Raw genomic sequence first — 14,766 nt, forward strand, 5'->3', positions numbered from 1 at the left:
CGATTATCGTCTAATCCACTGCCTACTTCTTTGACAACTTTGTAGATTTTGTAGCCTCTGGCAACAGCATAATCTTTTAATCGGTCAGCTTGTCTATCTAGATTGTCTTTATTTTCGGCACTGGAAACTCTTGCATAAATGCAAGCTATCAAGTCGGGTTTTGAATGGTTGTCATCCGTTATGATAATTGTACCAGAAGGCAATTGATAACCTGTTAAATTCCCTTGTTTCCACCATCTCCAAGCCGTTCGATAACTTATTCCTGCTTTTTTTGCATAGTCTGATAGTTTCATGTCTATATATTACCATGCCTGACTATATCTGACTATATTTGTATTGAAACTTTACAATACCAATTTCCCGAATCGGAGTCTCAAAAATGGAAATTAACAAGTTTTCCTTTTGGGTCGTCAGTCGTCAATACCAAATTAGGTTACACTTCATCGACCCCAGGGTTAATGCGGATGGAGGGACTCGAACCCACACATCAAAGACACTAGAACCTAAATCTAGCGCGTCTACCAATTCCGCCACATCCGCAAATATGTCACCGTATTTCATCATAGCATAAGATACTATAGGAAAGATAAAATTTTTTATTCTTAATAATTTTATGCTCTTAGGTTTTGTCTTTCAGTCTCCCGGCCCCGTCCTCTGGGAGATCGGACCAATTTCGGTGCGCTGGTATGGATTTCTCATCGCTATGGCGGTATTATTGGGTGTCACCCTCTCCCAGTACCTCGCCCAAAAAAGAGCGATCGATCCGGATTTAATCGCTGATTTGGCCATTTGGTTAGTAGTGGGGGCTATACCTGCAGCCCGTCTGTACTATGTTCTCTTTCAGTGGCAAGAATACGCGCAAAATCCTGCTGATATTATCGCCATTTGGAAGGGAGGTATCGCTATTCACGGGGCAATTATCGGGGGTTTGCTGGCAGCCCTAATCTTTGCCCGCGTTAATCGGGTTTCTCTTTGGCAATTACTCGATCTGGTGGCACCTTCAGTTATTCTCGGTCAAGCGATTGGACGTTGGGGTAACTTTTTTAATTCGGAAGCTTTTGGCAGTCCGACTAATTTACCTTGGAAGTTGTTTATTCCTCCCGCTAGTCGTCCTTTAGAATATATCGCCGTCGATTATTTTCACCCCACTTTTCTCTACGAATCTCTCTGGAATCTGGGAGTTTTTGCCCTACTCATCTATCTATTTTTCTGGGGTTTAAAATCCCCTAGTAAATTAAAAATTGGCACCCTTACCCTAGTCTATTTTATCGCCTACAGTCTAGGTAGATTCTGGATCGAGGGGCTACGCACCGATAGTTTAATGTTTGGGCCTCTGAAAATGGCGCAAATAATTAGTTTAGTGGCGATCGCTATCGGTATTTTCGGTTTATTCTGGTTATATAAACTGCAGCGTCCTTTACCAGATGTGGTGGCGACCGTCAGTTATAATCAAAAGTCACCCTAGCTAACCCTGACAATGGATCTAGTAACGATTTTTCAACAGGTTTTAAACGGTTTATCGATCGGTAGTGTCTATGCTATTTTTGCCCTCGGTTACACTTTGATTTTTTCCATTTTAGGGATTATCAATTTTGCCCATGGCGCAATTTTTACCCTCGGTGCCTATTTTACCTACGCTCTAGCGGGGGGAGTTTTCGGTTTTAATGGTTTATTGGCTAATGCCAAATTACCCTTTTCCTTACCCTTTTTTTTGGCACTTTTGCTAGGCTGTATCCTTTCAGGTTTCACCTCGGTTCTTCTGGAAAGATTGGCCTTTAAACCCCTCCGGGTACGGGGTTCCGATTCTCTCTTAACTCTGGTTTCTAGCCTAGGGGCAGCCTTGGTGATTGTCAATGTCATTCAATACTTATTCGGGGCAGAAATTTATACTTTTCCCGATGGGATTTATGGCAATCTTCCCCCCGCAATTAATTTTGGTACAGCCGCTCGCCCCGTGGCAATTCGCACAATTCAGATGATTATTTTTCTGGTTTCAGCAGTGATGGTAGCTTTACTGACTTATTGGGTTAATTTTACCAAAATGGGCAAAGCTTTACAAGCGGTAGCTGAAGATGTCACCACTGCCAGTTTGTTGGGGATCAATCCCGAAAAATTTATCGTGATTACCTTTTTTATTAGTGGTGCCTTGGCAGGTTTAGCAGGAACTTTAGTCGGTTCTAGTGTTAGTATCGCCGGTCCCTATTTCGGTATTGCTTTCGGATTAAAAGGTTTAGGAGTGATCGTTTTAGGGGGATTGGGAAGTATCCCCGGAGCGGTCATCGGTGGTTTATTATTGGGTATTGCCGAAGCTTTTGTTCCGGCAGAATATTCTGGTTATCGAGAGGCGATCGCTTTTGCTATTCTCTTTATTATGTTGTTAGTTCGTCCCCAGGGTTTACTAGGCAGAAAGTTAATTCAAAAAGTCTAAGTCGGTTTAATTGGCCGAGAGAAAAACTGTTTTTCCCGACAAGGAAGATTGATAGGCAGCATAGGCCACTTCTAGGGCATAAAGACTGGCTTGGGGAGTAACATAGAGAGGAACCCGATCGAACAGATAATCTAGTACCATGGCGGTATCTTTGGCAAAAAGACCGCGACGGGTTTCCGCTTCTAAAGCTTGGCTACCTTCACTATTAATTAACTGCCCTGTTTCCCCTTCAAAAATTAAGCTACCCCCCTCGCCATGAATAGTGAAAGTTCGCTCATTCTGCCAAAAAACTTCCCCTTTGCCGTAGGTAACTTCGGCAATTAAGCCATTTTTAAATAATAACTGCGCCTCACACAAACAGGCCAGAAAATAATCGGATTCCGGGGCATTCCAATAACGACAATGACAGGATACGGACTCCACTTCCCCAAATAAATTAGTCAAGCGATGGATACGAGAAAGGGCAGCGATCAAAGGAAAACCGAATAAATCCCGATGAAATGTCCAGCGCCGGGGTGCCGGTCTGCCGGGGGCGATCGTGGTATAACGGGCTAGGTGGATATTGCCGAGGGTGGCTAAATACTGCTGTTGGGTTTGATGCAGTCCCCCCAAAAGTTCAATATGTTCGACGTGCAGTAATTTGTTCTCGGTTTCGGCTAAGGTGATTAATTCTGCTGCCGCTGCCGGGTGGAAAGCCAGGGGATACTCGACGATAACGTGCTTACCGGATTTTAAGGCAGTACGGGCGATCGAGGCATGGGCCTGATTAACGTTGGCAACGACAATCAGATCGACATCGGGATGGCTGGCCAGGCTTACTGCCGAATCTAGGGCAGAAATTTGGTATTTTTGCGAGAAATTAGCGATCGATTCGGCACTATTACCGCTAACATACAAAAGCTGGGCGCGATCATCCGCTTGCAAGCTTTCAGCGCGACGTTGAGCGGCGAACCCCGTCCCAACTATACCAATTTTCAGGGGATGATTAGAAGTCATCGGGGGCATTCTGGCGACATTAATTATCGGGAAGTGGGGTGTGGGGTGTGGGGTGTGGGGTGCGGGGGAGAATAAATAAAAATAATCTCCTGACTCCTGACTCCTGCCGACTGCCTCTCGCCTTTTCCAGCTTTATCTTGGCAATTAACCTATCTATTATCTCAAAAATAGCACTCTAAAAGATGTGGGAGGGTGAATTCAAATTTTGAATGGGCAACGCCAATTTTTTGCTCCTGTTTAGGCCCCAGATCTTCTAAACCGCGATCGGTTGTCGGGGAGCATGACGACGAGGGGAAACCACCACGGGAGTTGGCGACACTGCACAGGTTAATTCTAGAGACTGTTCTAAACTAACCACCCGATTGAGTTGTTGCCATTCAGTGCTAAAAGGAGGCATCGCTAGAGCGCAGGCTTTCCAATGAGCTTCGACGGGAACATCTAGTTGTTGACAAGTGCCACCGCGCCGACCTTGGGTTTGATAGTATCGGCAGTATCGACAGGAAGAGGTAAGAAAGTTTGCGGCTTGCATGGTTTGGCTTTAAAAGGAAGATGATTATAAGGAACTCAAGGGATGACTCTCTTTTCGCTCTGTGTAATATTGTCCTACCCTGTGCCAAGGGTATTTTCCTGACTACCACAGCTAGAACTGATATGCCATATAGTTTTTAGTGATCCCCAAAAAAAATTTTATTTTTAGAATCTTTTAATAGTTACTTTGCAAAAAGCAGCACTGTCTCAAAACTGAAGATTTCAACTCAGTTGTGGCCGAGGTTATTGGGTCTAGTATCAGCAATAACAGAACGGGGATCAAGCCTTAGCTCGATAGAATTGATGAATACAGGTTCAATTAAGACAGAAAAGATCGGCCAATTGATTCCTGACTCAAAACCACTCTTTCCACAATACTATAAAAAAATTGAATCTTTTACCCCGCCCGACTGGGCAAAACAAAAAGCACAACATTGCCAACGCTCAAGCTCTCCGGAGGGAGTGGGAGACTGACAACGAGGGCAAATTGGCCAGGATCGGGTTCTATGACGTATTTTCTGGCTCCAAGTCTCTAAAATGTCCGGTTGCTGGGGATTTTCTGGCGGTTTCTCCGGGGTGACATAGCTAGGATGATCTCTGAGGGAATTAGGTGCGATCGCTTCTAGCGGAATTAACTGACTATCCTGCTGCCAACGGGCAGCAGAAAAGCGGATATCGCTCAAGGGAGTCTCTAACTGACTATTAAGCCGTTTTAATAAGCTATAGCGTTGTAAAGACAATTCCTGTGCTAAAGCGGCGCTACTGGTAGCCACCGATAAAACCCCGCGACTCAGGGAAAAAGGCCGGGTTTGCTCAAGCAGACGGGGATTAATAATTTTTGGCCACAATTGCAGCACTTGATCATAGTGGCGATATTCTTCCCAACCCGCCTGTTGAGTAATAACCGCCAAAATTTTGTCAAGAGAATGTAAAGACATAGGGAAAATCTAGGGAATACCACGTTAGACTAGGACGAAAAAACCCCCTAACTTTTCAGCATAACCTTTAATATCCTTAGATATCCGCCATGAAATCCGATCGCTCCCCATCCCCCCAAGATTCCCCTCTCTCGATCGTCCATCAACCCAGTTCAGCCATCGATCCCGCTCGGGAACCAGAATACCTAGAAGCTGCTGTCATTAACGTCTATCCCCAAGCTAAAGATGTCTTTTTTACCCCTTGGGGTATCCAGGCAATGGTGATCTTTTTAATTGCTAATAGTCTCCTCAGTCTCAATCAATGGCTAACCAATACTACCCCCAACCCGAGGAAAGCTGAGAATTCCCCCCTCGAGCAGCGCCAAAATAACTCCCGCCACCTCGATCGATTGATAGCGATCGCTCGTCCAGTACAGAAAACTCCTCAAACCAGTCCGATCGTTAATATTGCCGCTCCTCCCCTTAAAACCAGCCCGATAACTAATATTACCGCCCCACCAGTGGTTCAGAGTCCCCCCACCGCTATAAATCCGACTAATGCCCTCTTACCGCCAAATCCGCCACCGTCCCCAATGCCGGCCCATCAATTACCCGTCAGTAAGATCAAGCAATCTTTACCCGTCGCCCCCACTTCCCCCAGTACCCCGCCAGTATCTTCCCTAGTTTCCGCACCACCGCCACCACCACCCCAAGTCACCCCTGCCCCCTCGACCGCGATCATTAACGAACGAATGTTGGAGGAATTGCGTCAAAGAGAAGAATCACCAGCTAATTTACCCTTTTTTCAACGGGAAAAAGCCCGTCGTCTGGCTAATCAAAACCGACAGGATGCCACGGAGTTAATGAAACAGTTACCGCCAGAATTACAAGCATCCCCTTCTCCCAGTAGTCCGGCACCTTCAGAAACAGCCGACCCCTCCCAGTCCCCCGTCCCTAGTTCTATCATTATTGATAGGAGCGGCACTTCGGTAAACTATTAGGGTTTCTATCGGGAGGACGGCAATGGGTTTGTTTGAGCGCATGGGCCAAGCAATTCGCGCCCAAGTCAATAGTCTGATTCAGGAAAATCAAGATCCAGAAAAACTACTGGAAAAGGCGATCTTGGAGATGGAAGGGGAATTGATGCAAATGCGACAAGCCCTGGCGGCAGCCGTCGCTACCCAGAAACGCACCGAGCGCCAACGACAACAACAGGAAAAAGCAGCCCAAACTTGGCACGAACGCGCCCAATTAGCCCTAAATCACGGTAACGAGGAACTCGCCCGCCAAGCTCTCAGCCAATGGCAAACCTATCAAAGTCAGATCGCCCCCCTACAAACCTCCCTGCAACAACAAACGGCTATTATACAAAAGTTAAAGAAAGAACTCTTGACAATTGAACGCAAATATGCTGAGATGAAAGCACAGAAAAGCCTTTATGTGGCCAGATTGCGATCGGCGAGTGCCAGTCAAAAAGCCCAAGAAATTATGGGCAGTTTGAACAGCAGTCAGATGGGGACTATTTTCGAGAAATTAGAAGCAAAAGTCTTAGAAGCCGAATCCCAAGCCGATTTAATCGGGTATAAAGACCCCTTAGAGCGACAATTCCAAGATTTGGAGGGACAAAAACAAATTGAAGCCGAATTACTCAAGTTAAAACAAGAAAACTTGGATGGGTAATGTGGGAAGTGGGAAGTGGGGAGATGGGAGATGGGAGATGGGAGAACAATTCCTGTGCGTTGCGGGCAAGATGGGAAAATTTCAACTAAAACCCCAATACCCCAATACCCCAATACCCTAATACCCTATCCCCTAACCTAGCTCTCGTGGTTTATATTAAAGAATAAGCCGTTAGGCAACATGGGAAATTTTAAGAACAGTTAACTGATTTAGTACACACCGAGAGGAACAAGAGCGTCATGGGTTTATTCGATCGCCTTAGCCGAGTTGTCCGAGCTAACCTCAATGATATGGTGAGCAAGGCTGAAGATCCAGAAAAAATGCTGGAGCAAGCTGTCAGTGATATGCAAGAGGATCTAGTACAGGTACGTCAAGCGGTCGCTAGAGCGATCGCCGAACAACGACAAACAGAACAAAAATACAGCAAAGACCAGTCAGAAGCGGTTAAATGGGAACAAAGAGCCAAATTAGCCCTTTCTAAAGGGGATGAAACTCTCGCCCGGGAAGCTCTTAAACGCAAGAAAGATTTCACGGAAACCGCCGCCATTCTCAAAAATCAACTGGATCAGCAAACGGTACAGGTAGATAGTCTGAGAAAAAACTTGATCGCGCTCGAAAGTAAGATTTCTGAGGCAAAAACCAAGAAAAATATGTTAGTAGCTCGCTCCAGAGCCGCAAAAGCTAACGAAGAACTCCAAAAAACCCTCGGCAGTATCGATACCAGTAGTTCCATGTCCGCTTTTGAGCGCATGGAAGAAAAAGTTGTGCAGATAGAGGCCCGTAGTCAAGCTTACGGTGAATTGGGTGGCATCGGCATCGAAAATCAATTCGCTGCACTAGAATCCGGTAGCGATGTGGATGATGAATTGGCACTGCTAAAAGCACAAATGTCCGGGGGAGCATTACCCGGTACAGCTTCTAGTCAACCCACTTTACCCCAAGCAACCACCGTCAGGGATTCGGCAGTGGATGCAGAATTAGAGGAATTGCGATCGAAGTTAAAAGAACTGTAAAACTTTGAGCGCATCGAGACGTATCATCTATGGTACGTCTCTATTTATTAGTTTTGTTGTTGAGATAGGAAATATTAATTGCTAGTCATAATTAACAATTACTATTATGCAGGATGATTTATCTAATTTACGTTCCTCAATTATCGAAGTAATTGCCTTACAAAAAAGAGCCGAACAACAGTACAGCCAAGCACAAGCTGAGGTTTTAAAATGGGAAAAAAGAGTTAAACTCTCTCTAGATAAAGGTGATGATTTTCTGGCAAAAGAAGCTCTTAGACATAAAAAAAATCACATTAATACCGCAAATATTATTAAAAATCAACTGGAAAACCTGAATATCCAAGTTGATAAACTGAAAGAAAAATTGCCAATTTTAGAAAGAAAACTTAACGAACAAACTCTCGACAGTATAGATACTAGAATTAACCTAGCAGCTTTTGAGTCCCTAGAGGAAAAAGTTAGACCAATTTATGGCGAATTGGACGGGATAGAAATCGAAAAGAAATTACCAAGATTAGACATTACTGAAATAATCACTTTACAAAAAAGAGCCGAACAACAATATAATGAAGAACTAGCTGAAATTTTAAAATGGGACAGGAGAGCTAAATTAGGGTTCTTCCGAACTTACACTGTAGAAAATTCCTCAAGCTCCCTCTCTGCCCAGCAATGCTCTAAAGTTGATAAATATCAATCTAACAAAAACTCAAAGCCTTAGTATACAAGCTTTACACTATATCTAAAGTAGATTATTCCCTTGTTAGAGAAGCTTTTAGACAAAAAGAGAATCATATTAATATCGCCAATATCATCAAAAGTCAGATCGAACAAATTAAAACTCAAGTCGATAATTTGCAAAAAAACTTAACTATTTTTAAGAATGGGAACAATAGTATTTACCGTTCAGCTTTTGAGCGCATGGAAGCAAAATTTATCGAGTTAGAAGCCCCTAGTCAAGCTTACGGTGAATTGAGCGATGTGGATGATGAATTAGCACTGCTAAAAGCACAAATGTCTGGGGGAGTATTACCCGGTACAACTTCTAATCAACGCGATTTACCTCCAGCAAACACCGTCAGGGATTCAGCAGTAGATGCAGAATTAGAGGAATTGCGATCGAAGTTAAAAGAACTGTAAAACTTTGAGATTGTCGAGACCTATTACAGCCTTTATCATCAACATGAAGTATAACCTAATCGGGTATCTACGACCGAAGACCGGCTACTGTTAACCGTTTCGGAATTCCATAAAACGAAAAACTTGTACCTCATCACTAGGTAAAAATTCCCAAGCAATGCCGCTCAAAACCCTTTAATTCTGAAGATAATCCTAAGATTTACCCCGAAAAAGAGCCAGAAAGGTGAGGATAGCTAGGATGGAAGTGAAAAGCAATTTTGACTCGAAATTATCCCAAGGGATCGATCGCATTTAACGAAACCCTTACCCTAACAGCATAGGACAAGAGAAGGACTTATTAAGGAGAAACCCAGCCATGAAAATCGGCATAATCAAAGAAAGTGACCAAGGCGAGGCGCGGGTGGCGCTAGTGCCAGATACCGTCGCCCGTTTAGTCAAGGCGGGATTTGAGGTAATTGTCCAAAATACGGCGGGAATTAGCGCTAACTTTGCCGATAGTGCCTATAGTGCCGTGGGAGCCGCCCTGAGCGAAAACAGCGAATATATCTATGAAACTGCCGATATTATTCTCAAAGTCGCCCCTCCTAGCGATAGCGAGATCGATCGCCTGAAAAGTGGAGGTATCCTCATCGGCTTTCTCGATCCCCTGCGTCAGCCCCGGCGCATTGCCAAATTAGCCGAGCGCGGGATTACAGCTTTGAGCATGGAATTAATTCCCCGCAGTAGTCGCGCCCAGAGCATGGATGCCCTCTCCTCTCAGGCTAACCTCGCCGGTTACAAAGCAGTACTCCTCGCCGCCGTTGGGCTGCCGAAAATGTTCCCGATGATGACTACCGCCGCCGGTACGATCGCCCCGGCCAAAGTGCTGGTATTGGGGGCAGGAGTTGCTGGATTGCAAGCTTGCGCTACCGCCCGCCGTTTGGGGGCAGTGGTGGAGGCTTTTGATATTCGTCCCCAAGTCAAAGAAGAAGTGCAGAGTGTCGGGGCGAAATTTATTGAAATGCCCCTAGAAGAAGATACCGTCGCCGATAACGGTTACGCCAAAGAGGTTTCTCTTAGCACACAGGAGCGCATTTGTCAAGCCCTAACGGAACCAATTAAGCGAGCCGATGTGGTGATTACCACCGCCCAAGTACCGGGGAAACAGGCCCCGCTGCTAGTCACCAAAGAAATGATCGCCACCATGAAACCGGGGTCGGTAATCGTTGATTTAGCGGCGGAACAGGGCGGAAATTGCGCCTACACCCAACCGGGACGAGAAATCATCGTTAATGGGGTCAAAATCGTCGGAGCCGTTAATCTTCCTGCCACAGTGGCCACCAATGCCAGCCAGATGTACGCCAAAAACCTGCAAATGCTGCTACAACTTCTAGTCAGCAAAGACGGCAGTTTAAACCTCGATTTTGCCGATGACATCATTGATAGCGCCTGTGTCACCCACGCCGGCGAAATCCGCAACCAACGCATTAAATCCGCCCTCAGTGAACAGTTATCGGCTTTTTAGCTATCAGCTTTTTCTCCCCATCCCCTATCCCCTATCCCCCATCCCCTAACCCCTATCCCCCATCCCCCATCCCCCATCCCCCATCCCCCATCCCCCATCCCCTAGCCCCCATCCCCCATCCCCTATCCCCTATCCCCTATCCCCCATCCCCTATCCCCCATCCCCTTTTTACTTAACCAATGACTGCCCAACTTTTAACCGCTTTAGTGGTATTTGTCCTCGCTTCCTTTGTCGGTTTCGAGGTGATCAATAAAGTTCCTCCCACTCTCCATACACCCCTGATGTCGGGAGCGAATGCAATTTCCGGTATCGCCGTTGTTGGTGCGCTCCTCATCGCCGGAGGCACGGATTGGCACGAATTAACCGTAATTTTAGGGTTAATTGCCGTTATTTTGGCGATGGTTAACGTGGTCGGTGGTTTTGTCGTTACCGATCGAATGCTGCAAATGTTCAAGAAAAAAGAGGCTAAATCATGAATAATGCCCTTACCACAGGGATCGAGTTATCCTATCTACTCGCCGCCATCTTATTTATCATCGGTCTTAAACAATTATCTTCCCCCGCTACCGCCCGTCAAGGCAATTTTCTGGCCGCCATCGGGATGCTAATCGCCATTATTGCCACCTTAATCAATCAAGAAATCCTCAGCTATGGTTTAATCGCCGTGGCGCTGGTGATTGGCTCGATTATCGGCTTAGTTTCGGCGCAAAAAGTCCCGATGACAGCTATGCCCCAAATGGTGGGGATTTTTAACGGTTTAGGCGGCGCGGCTAGTGCTTTAATTGCCATTGGCGAATACTGGCGTTTACTGCAAAGTGGTGAAAATATTGCCTTTGACTCGATACTGATCGCTATTTTGGGTGTATTGATCGGTGGTGTCACTTTTACCGGTAGTGTCCTCGCTTTTGCCAAATTACAGGAATTAATCACTGGTGCGCCCGTAACTTTTCCTTTCCAACAACCCTTTAACATTCTCTTGCTACTCACCTTTTTAGGGGGTAGTGTCTATCTCTTTTTTGATCCCACCTCGATCGATGTTTTCCTGACCTTGGTGGTACTTTCCCTAATTTTTGGGGCTTTATTCGTGCTTCCCATCGGCGGCGGCGATATGCCCGTGGTTATCTCCCTCTTAAACTCTTTTTCGGGGATTGCCGCTAGTGTAGTCGGTTTTATCCTGATGAATAGTATGCTGATCATCGCCGGTGCTTTGGTGGGTGCGTCGGGGATTATCCTGACTCAGATCATGTGTAAAGCCATGAATCGATCGCTGGCTAGTGTACTATTTGGGGCATTTGGTACAGGTGCTAGTGCCGGGGGCAAAGCGAGCGCCACTTCTAGCCTTGATAAATCGGTTCATGCCATCGATTCAGAAGAAGGGGCAATGATGCTCGGTTATGCGCGTTCTGTGGTGATTGTACCAGGTTACGGCATGGCGGTGGCCCAAGCACAACACGCGGTGCGAGAATTGGCTGAACAGTTGGAAAAAAATGGCGTTGAGGTTAAATATGCTATTCACCCCGTGGCGGGAAGAATGCCCGGTCACATGAATGTATTACTGGCCGAAGCTAATGTTCCCTATCCCCAACTCTACGATATGGATGATATTAATCCTGAGTTTGAGCGCGTCGATGTGGCGTTAATTATTGGGGCGAATGATGTGGTTAATCCCGCTGCCCGTCACGATAAGGCTAGTCCGATTTATGGAATGCCGATTCTCGACGTGGATAAGGCACAGCACACGATCGTGATTAAGCGGAGTATGCGATCGGGTTTTGCCGGGGTAGAAAACGAATTATTCTACAATCCCAAAACTTTTATGCTCTTTGGTAGCGCTCAAGATGTGGTAGCACAATTAGTATCACAAGTCAAGGATTTGTCATAATTCTTAGCAAATAGGACGGGGTTTTCACCCCGTCTTTTTTTTTATCCGATTTTCCAGAGTGTGAATTTAATTTTGTGCGACTACTTAAAGATAATCAAGAACTAATTCCCCTTTGGTGACTTTTTCGGTAATTAAAGTTCTGACTAACTCTAATTCTTCTAGGGTCACTTTACCATCAGACCTCATAGCTAGGGCGATTCTTTCCCTTTCCCCTTGAGTGATCACGCCATCAACACTAGCCTGTTCGATAATAGCTCGCAACTTTTCTAGTTCCTGTTGTTCTTCTGCGGTTAATTCTGCTTGATTAGGACGAGATATTTCCATAAAAATTTCTCCTTGAGCGATCAATACAAACTTGATAATTTTTTTCTAAGTAGTAGAACCCATGGCAGTTATCCCCAGTCAGGATCAGGAATCAGGAACAATGCCTAATCAGTTTACACTTCATATTTCCTCGGAAACCCTCTCAACAAATACATTTGTATCAAGAAACATTAATAAAGCTGAGAGCCTTGACTATTGCCTCTGGGTTATTCCCTTGCCTCACGGTTAACTTTAATTTTGCTCGACCACTTAGAGTTAGCGAATACATTATAGCAGTTATCTTAATGGCGAGAGAAACTCTGTAGTACACGATCACATCGACAATTTCTAGGTTCGATTTCCTAGCTTGCCAACCGCTAACTATTTATCTAGTGATTTGAAAAGAGAGGGTCTTGAACCCGACATTTTTAGATAATGATTTTGGCTAGACCTTGATTCTTGACAGGGAGCCAGTAGGCCTGAATAGATGATCGATGATAACTGATAGAGCTTACAGTATAGTGATTAATAGAAGCATTTTGCAAAGAATTATCGAGATAAAGAATGGATATTCGATCGACTGACACCTCGCTCCTTACTTGGACAGGAGATACTTTAGCCCTAGGTTTACCAGAAGGAGCCATCGAGATTGCAGGAGAATTGGCAGAATTGAACGATAAACTAGGGGGAACCCTAGAGGATCTCATCTCCGAGACGGAATTCGAGGGAAAATTAGGCAGCAGTGCGGCGACTCGTCTAGGTGGTGGAGGTCCGATTCGCAAATTAATCCTGGTGGGATTGGGAAAAACTACTGATTTCGGCCTGCAAACCCTGCGTCTAGCGGCTGCTGCGATCGCTCGTCTGGCCAAACAACAAAAAAGCCAAGCTCTGGCCATCAGTTTACCGGTAGTTGCCGATCAGTTCGCCACTGCGGGAGCAATCACGGAAGGGCTGCTGCTGGCCACTCATCAGGATAACCGCTTCAAGTCCACTAAAGAGGAAAAAGGAGCCAAATTAGAAACCGTCGAGTTATTGGGTTTAGGAGAACAATCATCGGCGATCGCCAAAGCCGAGCAAATCTGTTCTGGAGTGATTCTGGCCAGAGAATTAGTCAATGCTCCCGCTAACACCGTCACCCCCCTGACCATGGCAGCCACCGCCGAGCAAATTGCCGCCGAATACGGATTAAGTCTCAAAATTCTGGAACAGGAAGAATGCGAAAGCTTGGGCATGGGAGCCTTCTTAGGAGTAGCCAAAGCCTCGGATATTCCCCCGAAATTCCTTCATTTAATCTATAAACCCCAAGGAACCCCGAAACGTAAACTAGCAATCGTCGGCAAAAGTTTAACCTTTGATTCCGGCGGTTTGAATATTAAAGGGGCCGGCAGTGGCATCGAAACCATGAAAATGGATATGGGGGGTGGTGCCGCTACCCTAGGCGCAGCCAAGGCGATCGCCCAATTACAGCCAGAAGTGGAAGTACACTTTATCTGTCCGGCTACAGAAAATATGATTAGTGGTCGCGCTATGCACCCCGGGGACATTTTAACCGCTTCTAATGGCAAAACTATTGAAGTCAATAACACCGATGCCGAGGGACGATTAACCCTAGCCGATGGCTTGGTTTTTGCGGAAAAATTAGAGGTGGATGCGATCGTGGATCTAGCCACTTTAACCGGGGCCTGTGTCATCGCTTTGGGGGACGATATCGCCGGTTTATGGAGTAGCGATGAGAGTCTCACTGTTCAACTCCAAGAGGCCGCTAAATTAGCCGGCGAAAAATTCTGGCCAATGCCCCTAGAAGAAAAATATTTCGAGGGGATGAAGTCTCAAATTGCCGATATGAAAAACACCGGCCCGCGCCCCGGCGGTTCCATTACAGCCGCTTTATTTTTGAAGCAATTCATTAATAATACTCCCTGGCTCCACCTAGATATCGCAGGACCGGTCTGGTCCGATAAAGAAAATGGCGTTAATAATTCCGGGGCCACCGGTTTTCCCGTCCGCACTCTAGTTAATTGGGTAATGGCCAATAATTAAGTTATCGGTGATCGGTAAGCGGTATTAGGTGAGGAGTATTTTCACTGTTTACTGTTTACCGATCCCTGAAAAATCTGCCCCACCCCTCACCCCTATCTCAAGGTCGCGAGAGGACTCCCGTTAAACTGCGTAGCGGTTAACGGGAGATGAATCGCGACCAGAATGAAACTAACGCAGTAGCCTTTCCACTTTTGGGGAGTTTTGGTTCTCGACGTATTTTTTGGCTCTTCTGGTTTTCGTGTGTTAATTTTTGTTATGAATTAAAGCAAGCAAACAGCTTAAGTCGAAGATGTTCAAAATTGGTAAATCCATAACTTATTCTTTTAATAAGCTTTATT

Annotated in this window: 17 protein-coding genes and 1 tRNA gene; 12 read left to right on the plus strand and 6 right to left on the minus strand. The window is 45.7% G+C overall.

What is annotated here, in order from left to right; genetic code table 11:
• On the minus strand, positions 1 to 293 hold a 293-nt coding region (locus EWV84_RS01030), incomplete at its 3' end, for a recombinase family protein (protein WP_287075823.1).
• 166 nt (positions 294 to 459) lie between these two features.
• A tRNA-Leu gene (locus tag EWV84_RS01035) sits at positions 460 to 540 on the minus strand.
• Positions 541 to 613: 73 nt separating this feature from the next.
• On the opposite strand from EWV84_RS01035, the gene lgt reads away from it, so the two are divergent.
• Both lgt and EWV84_RS01045 read left to right on the plus strand, forming a co-directional pair.
• A complete protein-coding gene (gene lgt, locus EWV84_RS01040) occupies positions 614 to 1,465 on the plus strand; it encodes a prolipoprotein diacylglyceryl transferase (RefSeq protein ID WP_287075825.1) in 852 nt (283 codons plus the stop codon).
• A gap of 12 nt (positions 1,466 to 1,477) precedes the next feature.
• Positions 1,478 to 2,428: a branched-chain amino acid ABC transporter permease gene (locus EWV84_RS01045; RefSeq protein ID WP_286826984.1), complete on the plus strand. Its 951-nt coding sequence runs from the start codon at positions 1,478 to 1,480 to the stop codon at positions 2,426 to 2,428.
• A gap of 6 nt (positions 2,429 to 2,434) precedes the next feature.
• On the opposite strand, the gene EWV84_RS01050 is transcribed toward EWV84_RS01045, so the two are convergent.
• From EWV84_RS01050 to EWV84_RS01060, 3 genes are all read right to left on the minus strand, one after another.
• Positions 2,435 to 3,433 carry a Gfo/Idh/MocA family protein gene (locus tag EWV84_RS01050; RefSeq protein WP_287075827.1) on the minus strand — a complete coding sequence of 333 codons (999 nt, stop codon included), beginning with the start codon at positions 3,431 to 3,433 and terminating at the stop codon, positions 2,435 to 2,437.
• Positions 3,434 to 3,677: 244 nt separating this feature from the next.
• Positions 3,678 to 3,953 (minus strand): hypothetical protein, encoded by a 276-nt coding sequence (locus EWV84_RS01055; protein WP_002785575.1) that lies wholly within the window; start codon positions 3,951 to 3,953, stop codon positions 3,678 to 3,680.
• 376 nt (positions 3,954 to 4,329) lie between these two features.
• On the minus strand, positions 4,330 to 4,890 hold the full coding sequence (locus tag EWV84_RS01060; RefSeq protein ID WP_287075830.1) for a DciA family protein: 561 nt from the start codon (positions 4,888 to 4,890) through the stop codon (positions 4,330 to 4,332).
• 89 nt (positions 4,891 to 4,979) lie between these two features.
• On the opposite strand from EWV84_RS01060, the gene EWV84_RS01065 reads away from it, so the two are divergent.
• From EWV84_RS01065 to EWV84_RS01105, 9 genes are all read left to right on the plus strand, one after another.
• Positions 4,980 to 5,870, plus strand: a complete 891-nt coding sequence (locus tag EWV84_RS01065; protein ID WP_287075834.1) for a hypothetical protein — start codon at positions 4,980 to 4,982, stop codon at positions 5,868 to 5,870.
• Between the two features lie 22 nt (positions 5,871 to 5,892).
• Positions 5,893 to 6,549: a PspA/IM30 family protein gene (locus EWV84_RS01070; RefSeq protein WP_287075839.1), complete on the plus strand. Its 657-nt coding sequence runs from the start codon at positions 5,893 to 5,895 to the stop codon at positions 6,547 to 6,549.
• Positions 6,542 to 6,670: a hypothetical protein gene (locus tag EWV84_RS01075; protein ID WP_287075841.1), complete on the plus strand. Its 129-nt coding sequence runs from the start codon at positions 6,542 to 6,544 to the stop codon at positions 6,668 to 6,670. The genes EWV84_RS01070 and EWV84_RS01075 overlap by 8 nt, the downstream gene beginning before the upstream one ends.
• 118 nt (positions 6,671 to 6,788) lie before the next feature.
• Positions 6,789 to 7,562, plus strand: a complete 774-nt coding sequence (locus EWV84_RS01080; RefSeq protein WP_287075842.1) for a PspA/IM30 family protein — start codon at positions 6,789 to 6,791, stop codon at positions 7,560 to 7,562.
• Positions 7,563 to 7,668: 106 nt separating this feature from the next.
• On the plus strand, positions 7,669 to 8,280 hold the full coding sequence (locus EWV84_RS01085; RefSeq protein WP_287075844.1) for a PspA/IM30 family protein: 612 nt from the start codon (positions 7,669 to 7,671) through the stop codon (positions 8,278 to 8,280).
• A 134-nt stretch (positions 8,281 to 8,414) separates the two neighbouring features.
• Positions 8,415 to 8,699 (plus strand): PspA/IM30 family protein, encoded by a 285-nt coding sequence (locus EWV84_RS01090; protein ID WP_287075847.1) that lies wholly within the window; start codon positions 8,415 to 8,417, stop codon positions 8,697 to 8,699.
• A 355-nt stretch (positions 8,700 to 9,054) separates the two neighbouring features.
• A complete protein-coding gene (locus EWV84_RS01095; RefSeq protein WP_287075849.1) occupies positions 9,055 to 10,203 on the plus strand; it encodes a Re/Si-specific NAD(P)(+) transhydrogenase subunit alpha in 1,149 nt (382 codons plus the stop codon).
• A 179-nt stretch (positions 10,204 to 10,382) separates the two neighbouring features.
• A complete protein-coding gene (locus EWV84_RS01100) occupies positions 10,383 to 10,679 on the plus strand; it encodes an NAD(P) transhydrogenase subunit alpha part 2 (RefSeq protein ID WP_002733247.1) in 297 nt (98 codons plus the stop codon).
• Positions 10,676 to 12,085 carry an NAD(P)(+) transhydrogenase (Re/Si-specific) subunit beta gene (locus EWV84_RS01105; RefSeq protein ID WP_286827408.1) on the plus strand — a complete coding sequence of 470 codons (1,410 nt, stop codon included), beginning with the start codon at positions 10,676 to 10,678 and terminating at the stop codon, positions 12,083 to 12,085. Before EWV84_RS01100 ends, EWV84_RS01105 begins: the two co-directional genes overlap by 4 nt.
• An 84-nt stretch (positions 12,086 to 12,169) precedes the next feature.
• On the opposite strand, the gene EWV84_RS01110 is transcribed toward EWV84_RS01105, so the two are convergent.
• Positions 12,170 to 12,409, minus strand: a complete 240-nt coding sequence (locus EWV84_RS01110; RefSeq protein WP_147073265.1) for a hypothetical protein — start codon at positions 12,407 to 12,409, stop codon at positions 12,170 to 12,172.
• A gap of 543 nt (positions 12,410 to 12,952) precedes the next feature.
• On the opposite strand from EWV84_RS01110, the gene EWV84_RS01115 reads away from it, so the two are divergent.
• Positions 12,953 to 14,428: a leucyl aminopeptidase gene (locus EWV84_RS01115; RefSeq protein ID WP_287075854.1), complete on the plus strand. Its 1,476-nt coding sequence runs from the start codon at positions 12,953 to 12,955 to the stop codon at positions 14,426 to 14,428.
• Positions 14,429 to 14,766 lie beyond the last annotated feature (338 nt).

The sequence above is a fragment of the Microcystis sp. M_QC_C_20170808_M3Col genome (assembly GCF_007095505.1).
In the GTDB taxonomy this organism is placed as follows: domain Bacteria; phylum Cyanobacteriota; class Cyanobacteriia; order Cyanobacteriales; family Microcystaceae; genus Microcystis.

What these genes read in the sequence shown, in the direction of transcription:
- EWV84_RS01055 (WP_002785575.1), bottom strand. Translation starts at nt 3,953, where the DNA reads ATGCAAGCCGCAAACTTTCTTACCTCTTCCTGTCGATACTGCCGATAC.
- EWV84_RS01095 (WP_287075849.1), top strand. Translation starts at nt 9,055, where the DNA reads ATGAAAATCGGCATAATCAAAGAAAGTGACCAAGGCGAGGCGCGGGTG.
- EWV84_RS01080 (WP_287075842.1), top strand. Translation starts at nt 6,789, where the DNA reads ATGGGTTTATTCGATCGCCTTAGCCGAGTTGTCCGAGCTAACCTCAAT.
- EWV84_RS01085 (WP_287075844.1), top strand. Translation starts at nt 7,669, where the DNA reads ATGCAGGATGATTTATCTAATTTACGTTCCTCAATTATCGAAGTAATT.
- EWV84_RS01115 (WP_287075854.1), top strand. Translation starts at nt 12,953, where the DNA reads ATGGATATTCGATCGACTGACACCTCGCTCCTTACTTGGACAGGAGAT.
- EWV84_RS01075 (WP_287075841.1), top strand. Translation starts at nt 6,542, where the DNA reads ATGGGTAATGTGGGAAGTGGGAAGTGGGGAGATGGGAGATGGGAGATG.
- EWV84_RS01045 (WP_286826984.1), top strand. Translation starts at nt 1,478, where the DNA reads ATGGATCTAGTAACGATTTTTCAACAGGTTTTAAACGGTTTATCGATC.
- EWV84_RS01060 (WP_287075830.1), bottom strand. Translation starts at nt 4,890, where the DNA reads ATGTCTTTACATTCTCTTGACAAAATTTTGGCGGTTATTACTCAACAG.
- EWV84_RS01065 (WP_287075834.1), top strand. Translation starts at nt 4,980, where the DNA reads ATGAAATCCGATCGCTCCCCATCCCCCCAAGATTCCCCTCTCTCGATC.
- EWV84_RS01050 (WP_287075827.1), bottom strand. Translation starts at nt 3,433, where the DNA reads ATGCCCCCGATGACTTCTAATCATCCCCTGAAAATTGGTATAGTTGGG.
- EWV84_RS01105 (WP_286827408.1), top strand. Translation starts at nt 10,676, where the DNA reads ATGAATAATGCCCTTACCACAGGGATCGAGTTATCCTATCTACTCGCC.
- lgt (WP_287075825.1), top strand. Translation starts at nt 614, where the DNA reads ATGCTCTTAGGTTTTGTCTTTCAGTCTCCCGGCCCCGTCCTCTGGGAG.
- EWV84_RS01100 (WP_002733247.1), top strand. Translation starts at nt 10,383, where the DNA reads ATGACTGCCCAACTTTTAACCGCTTTAGTGGTATTTGTCCTCGCTTCC.
- EWV84_RS01110 (WP_147073265.1), bottom strand. Translation starts at nt 12,409, where the DNA reads ATGGAAATATCTCGTCCTAATCAAGCAGAATTAACCGCAGAAGAACAA.
- EWV84_RS01070 (WP_287075839.1), top strand. Translation starts at nt 5,893, where the DNA reads ATGGGTTTGTTTGAGCGCATGGGCCAAGCAATTCGCGCCCAAGTCAAT.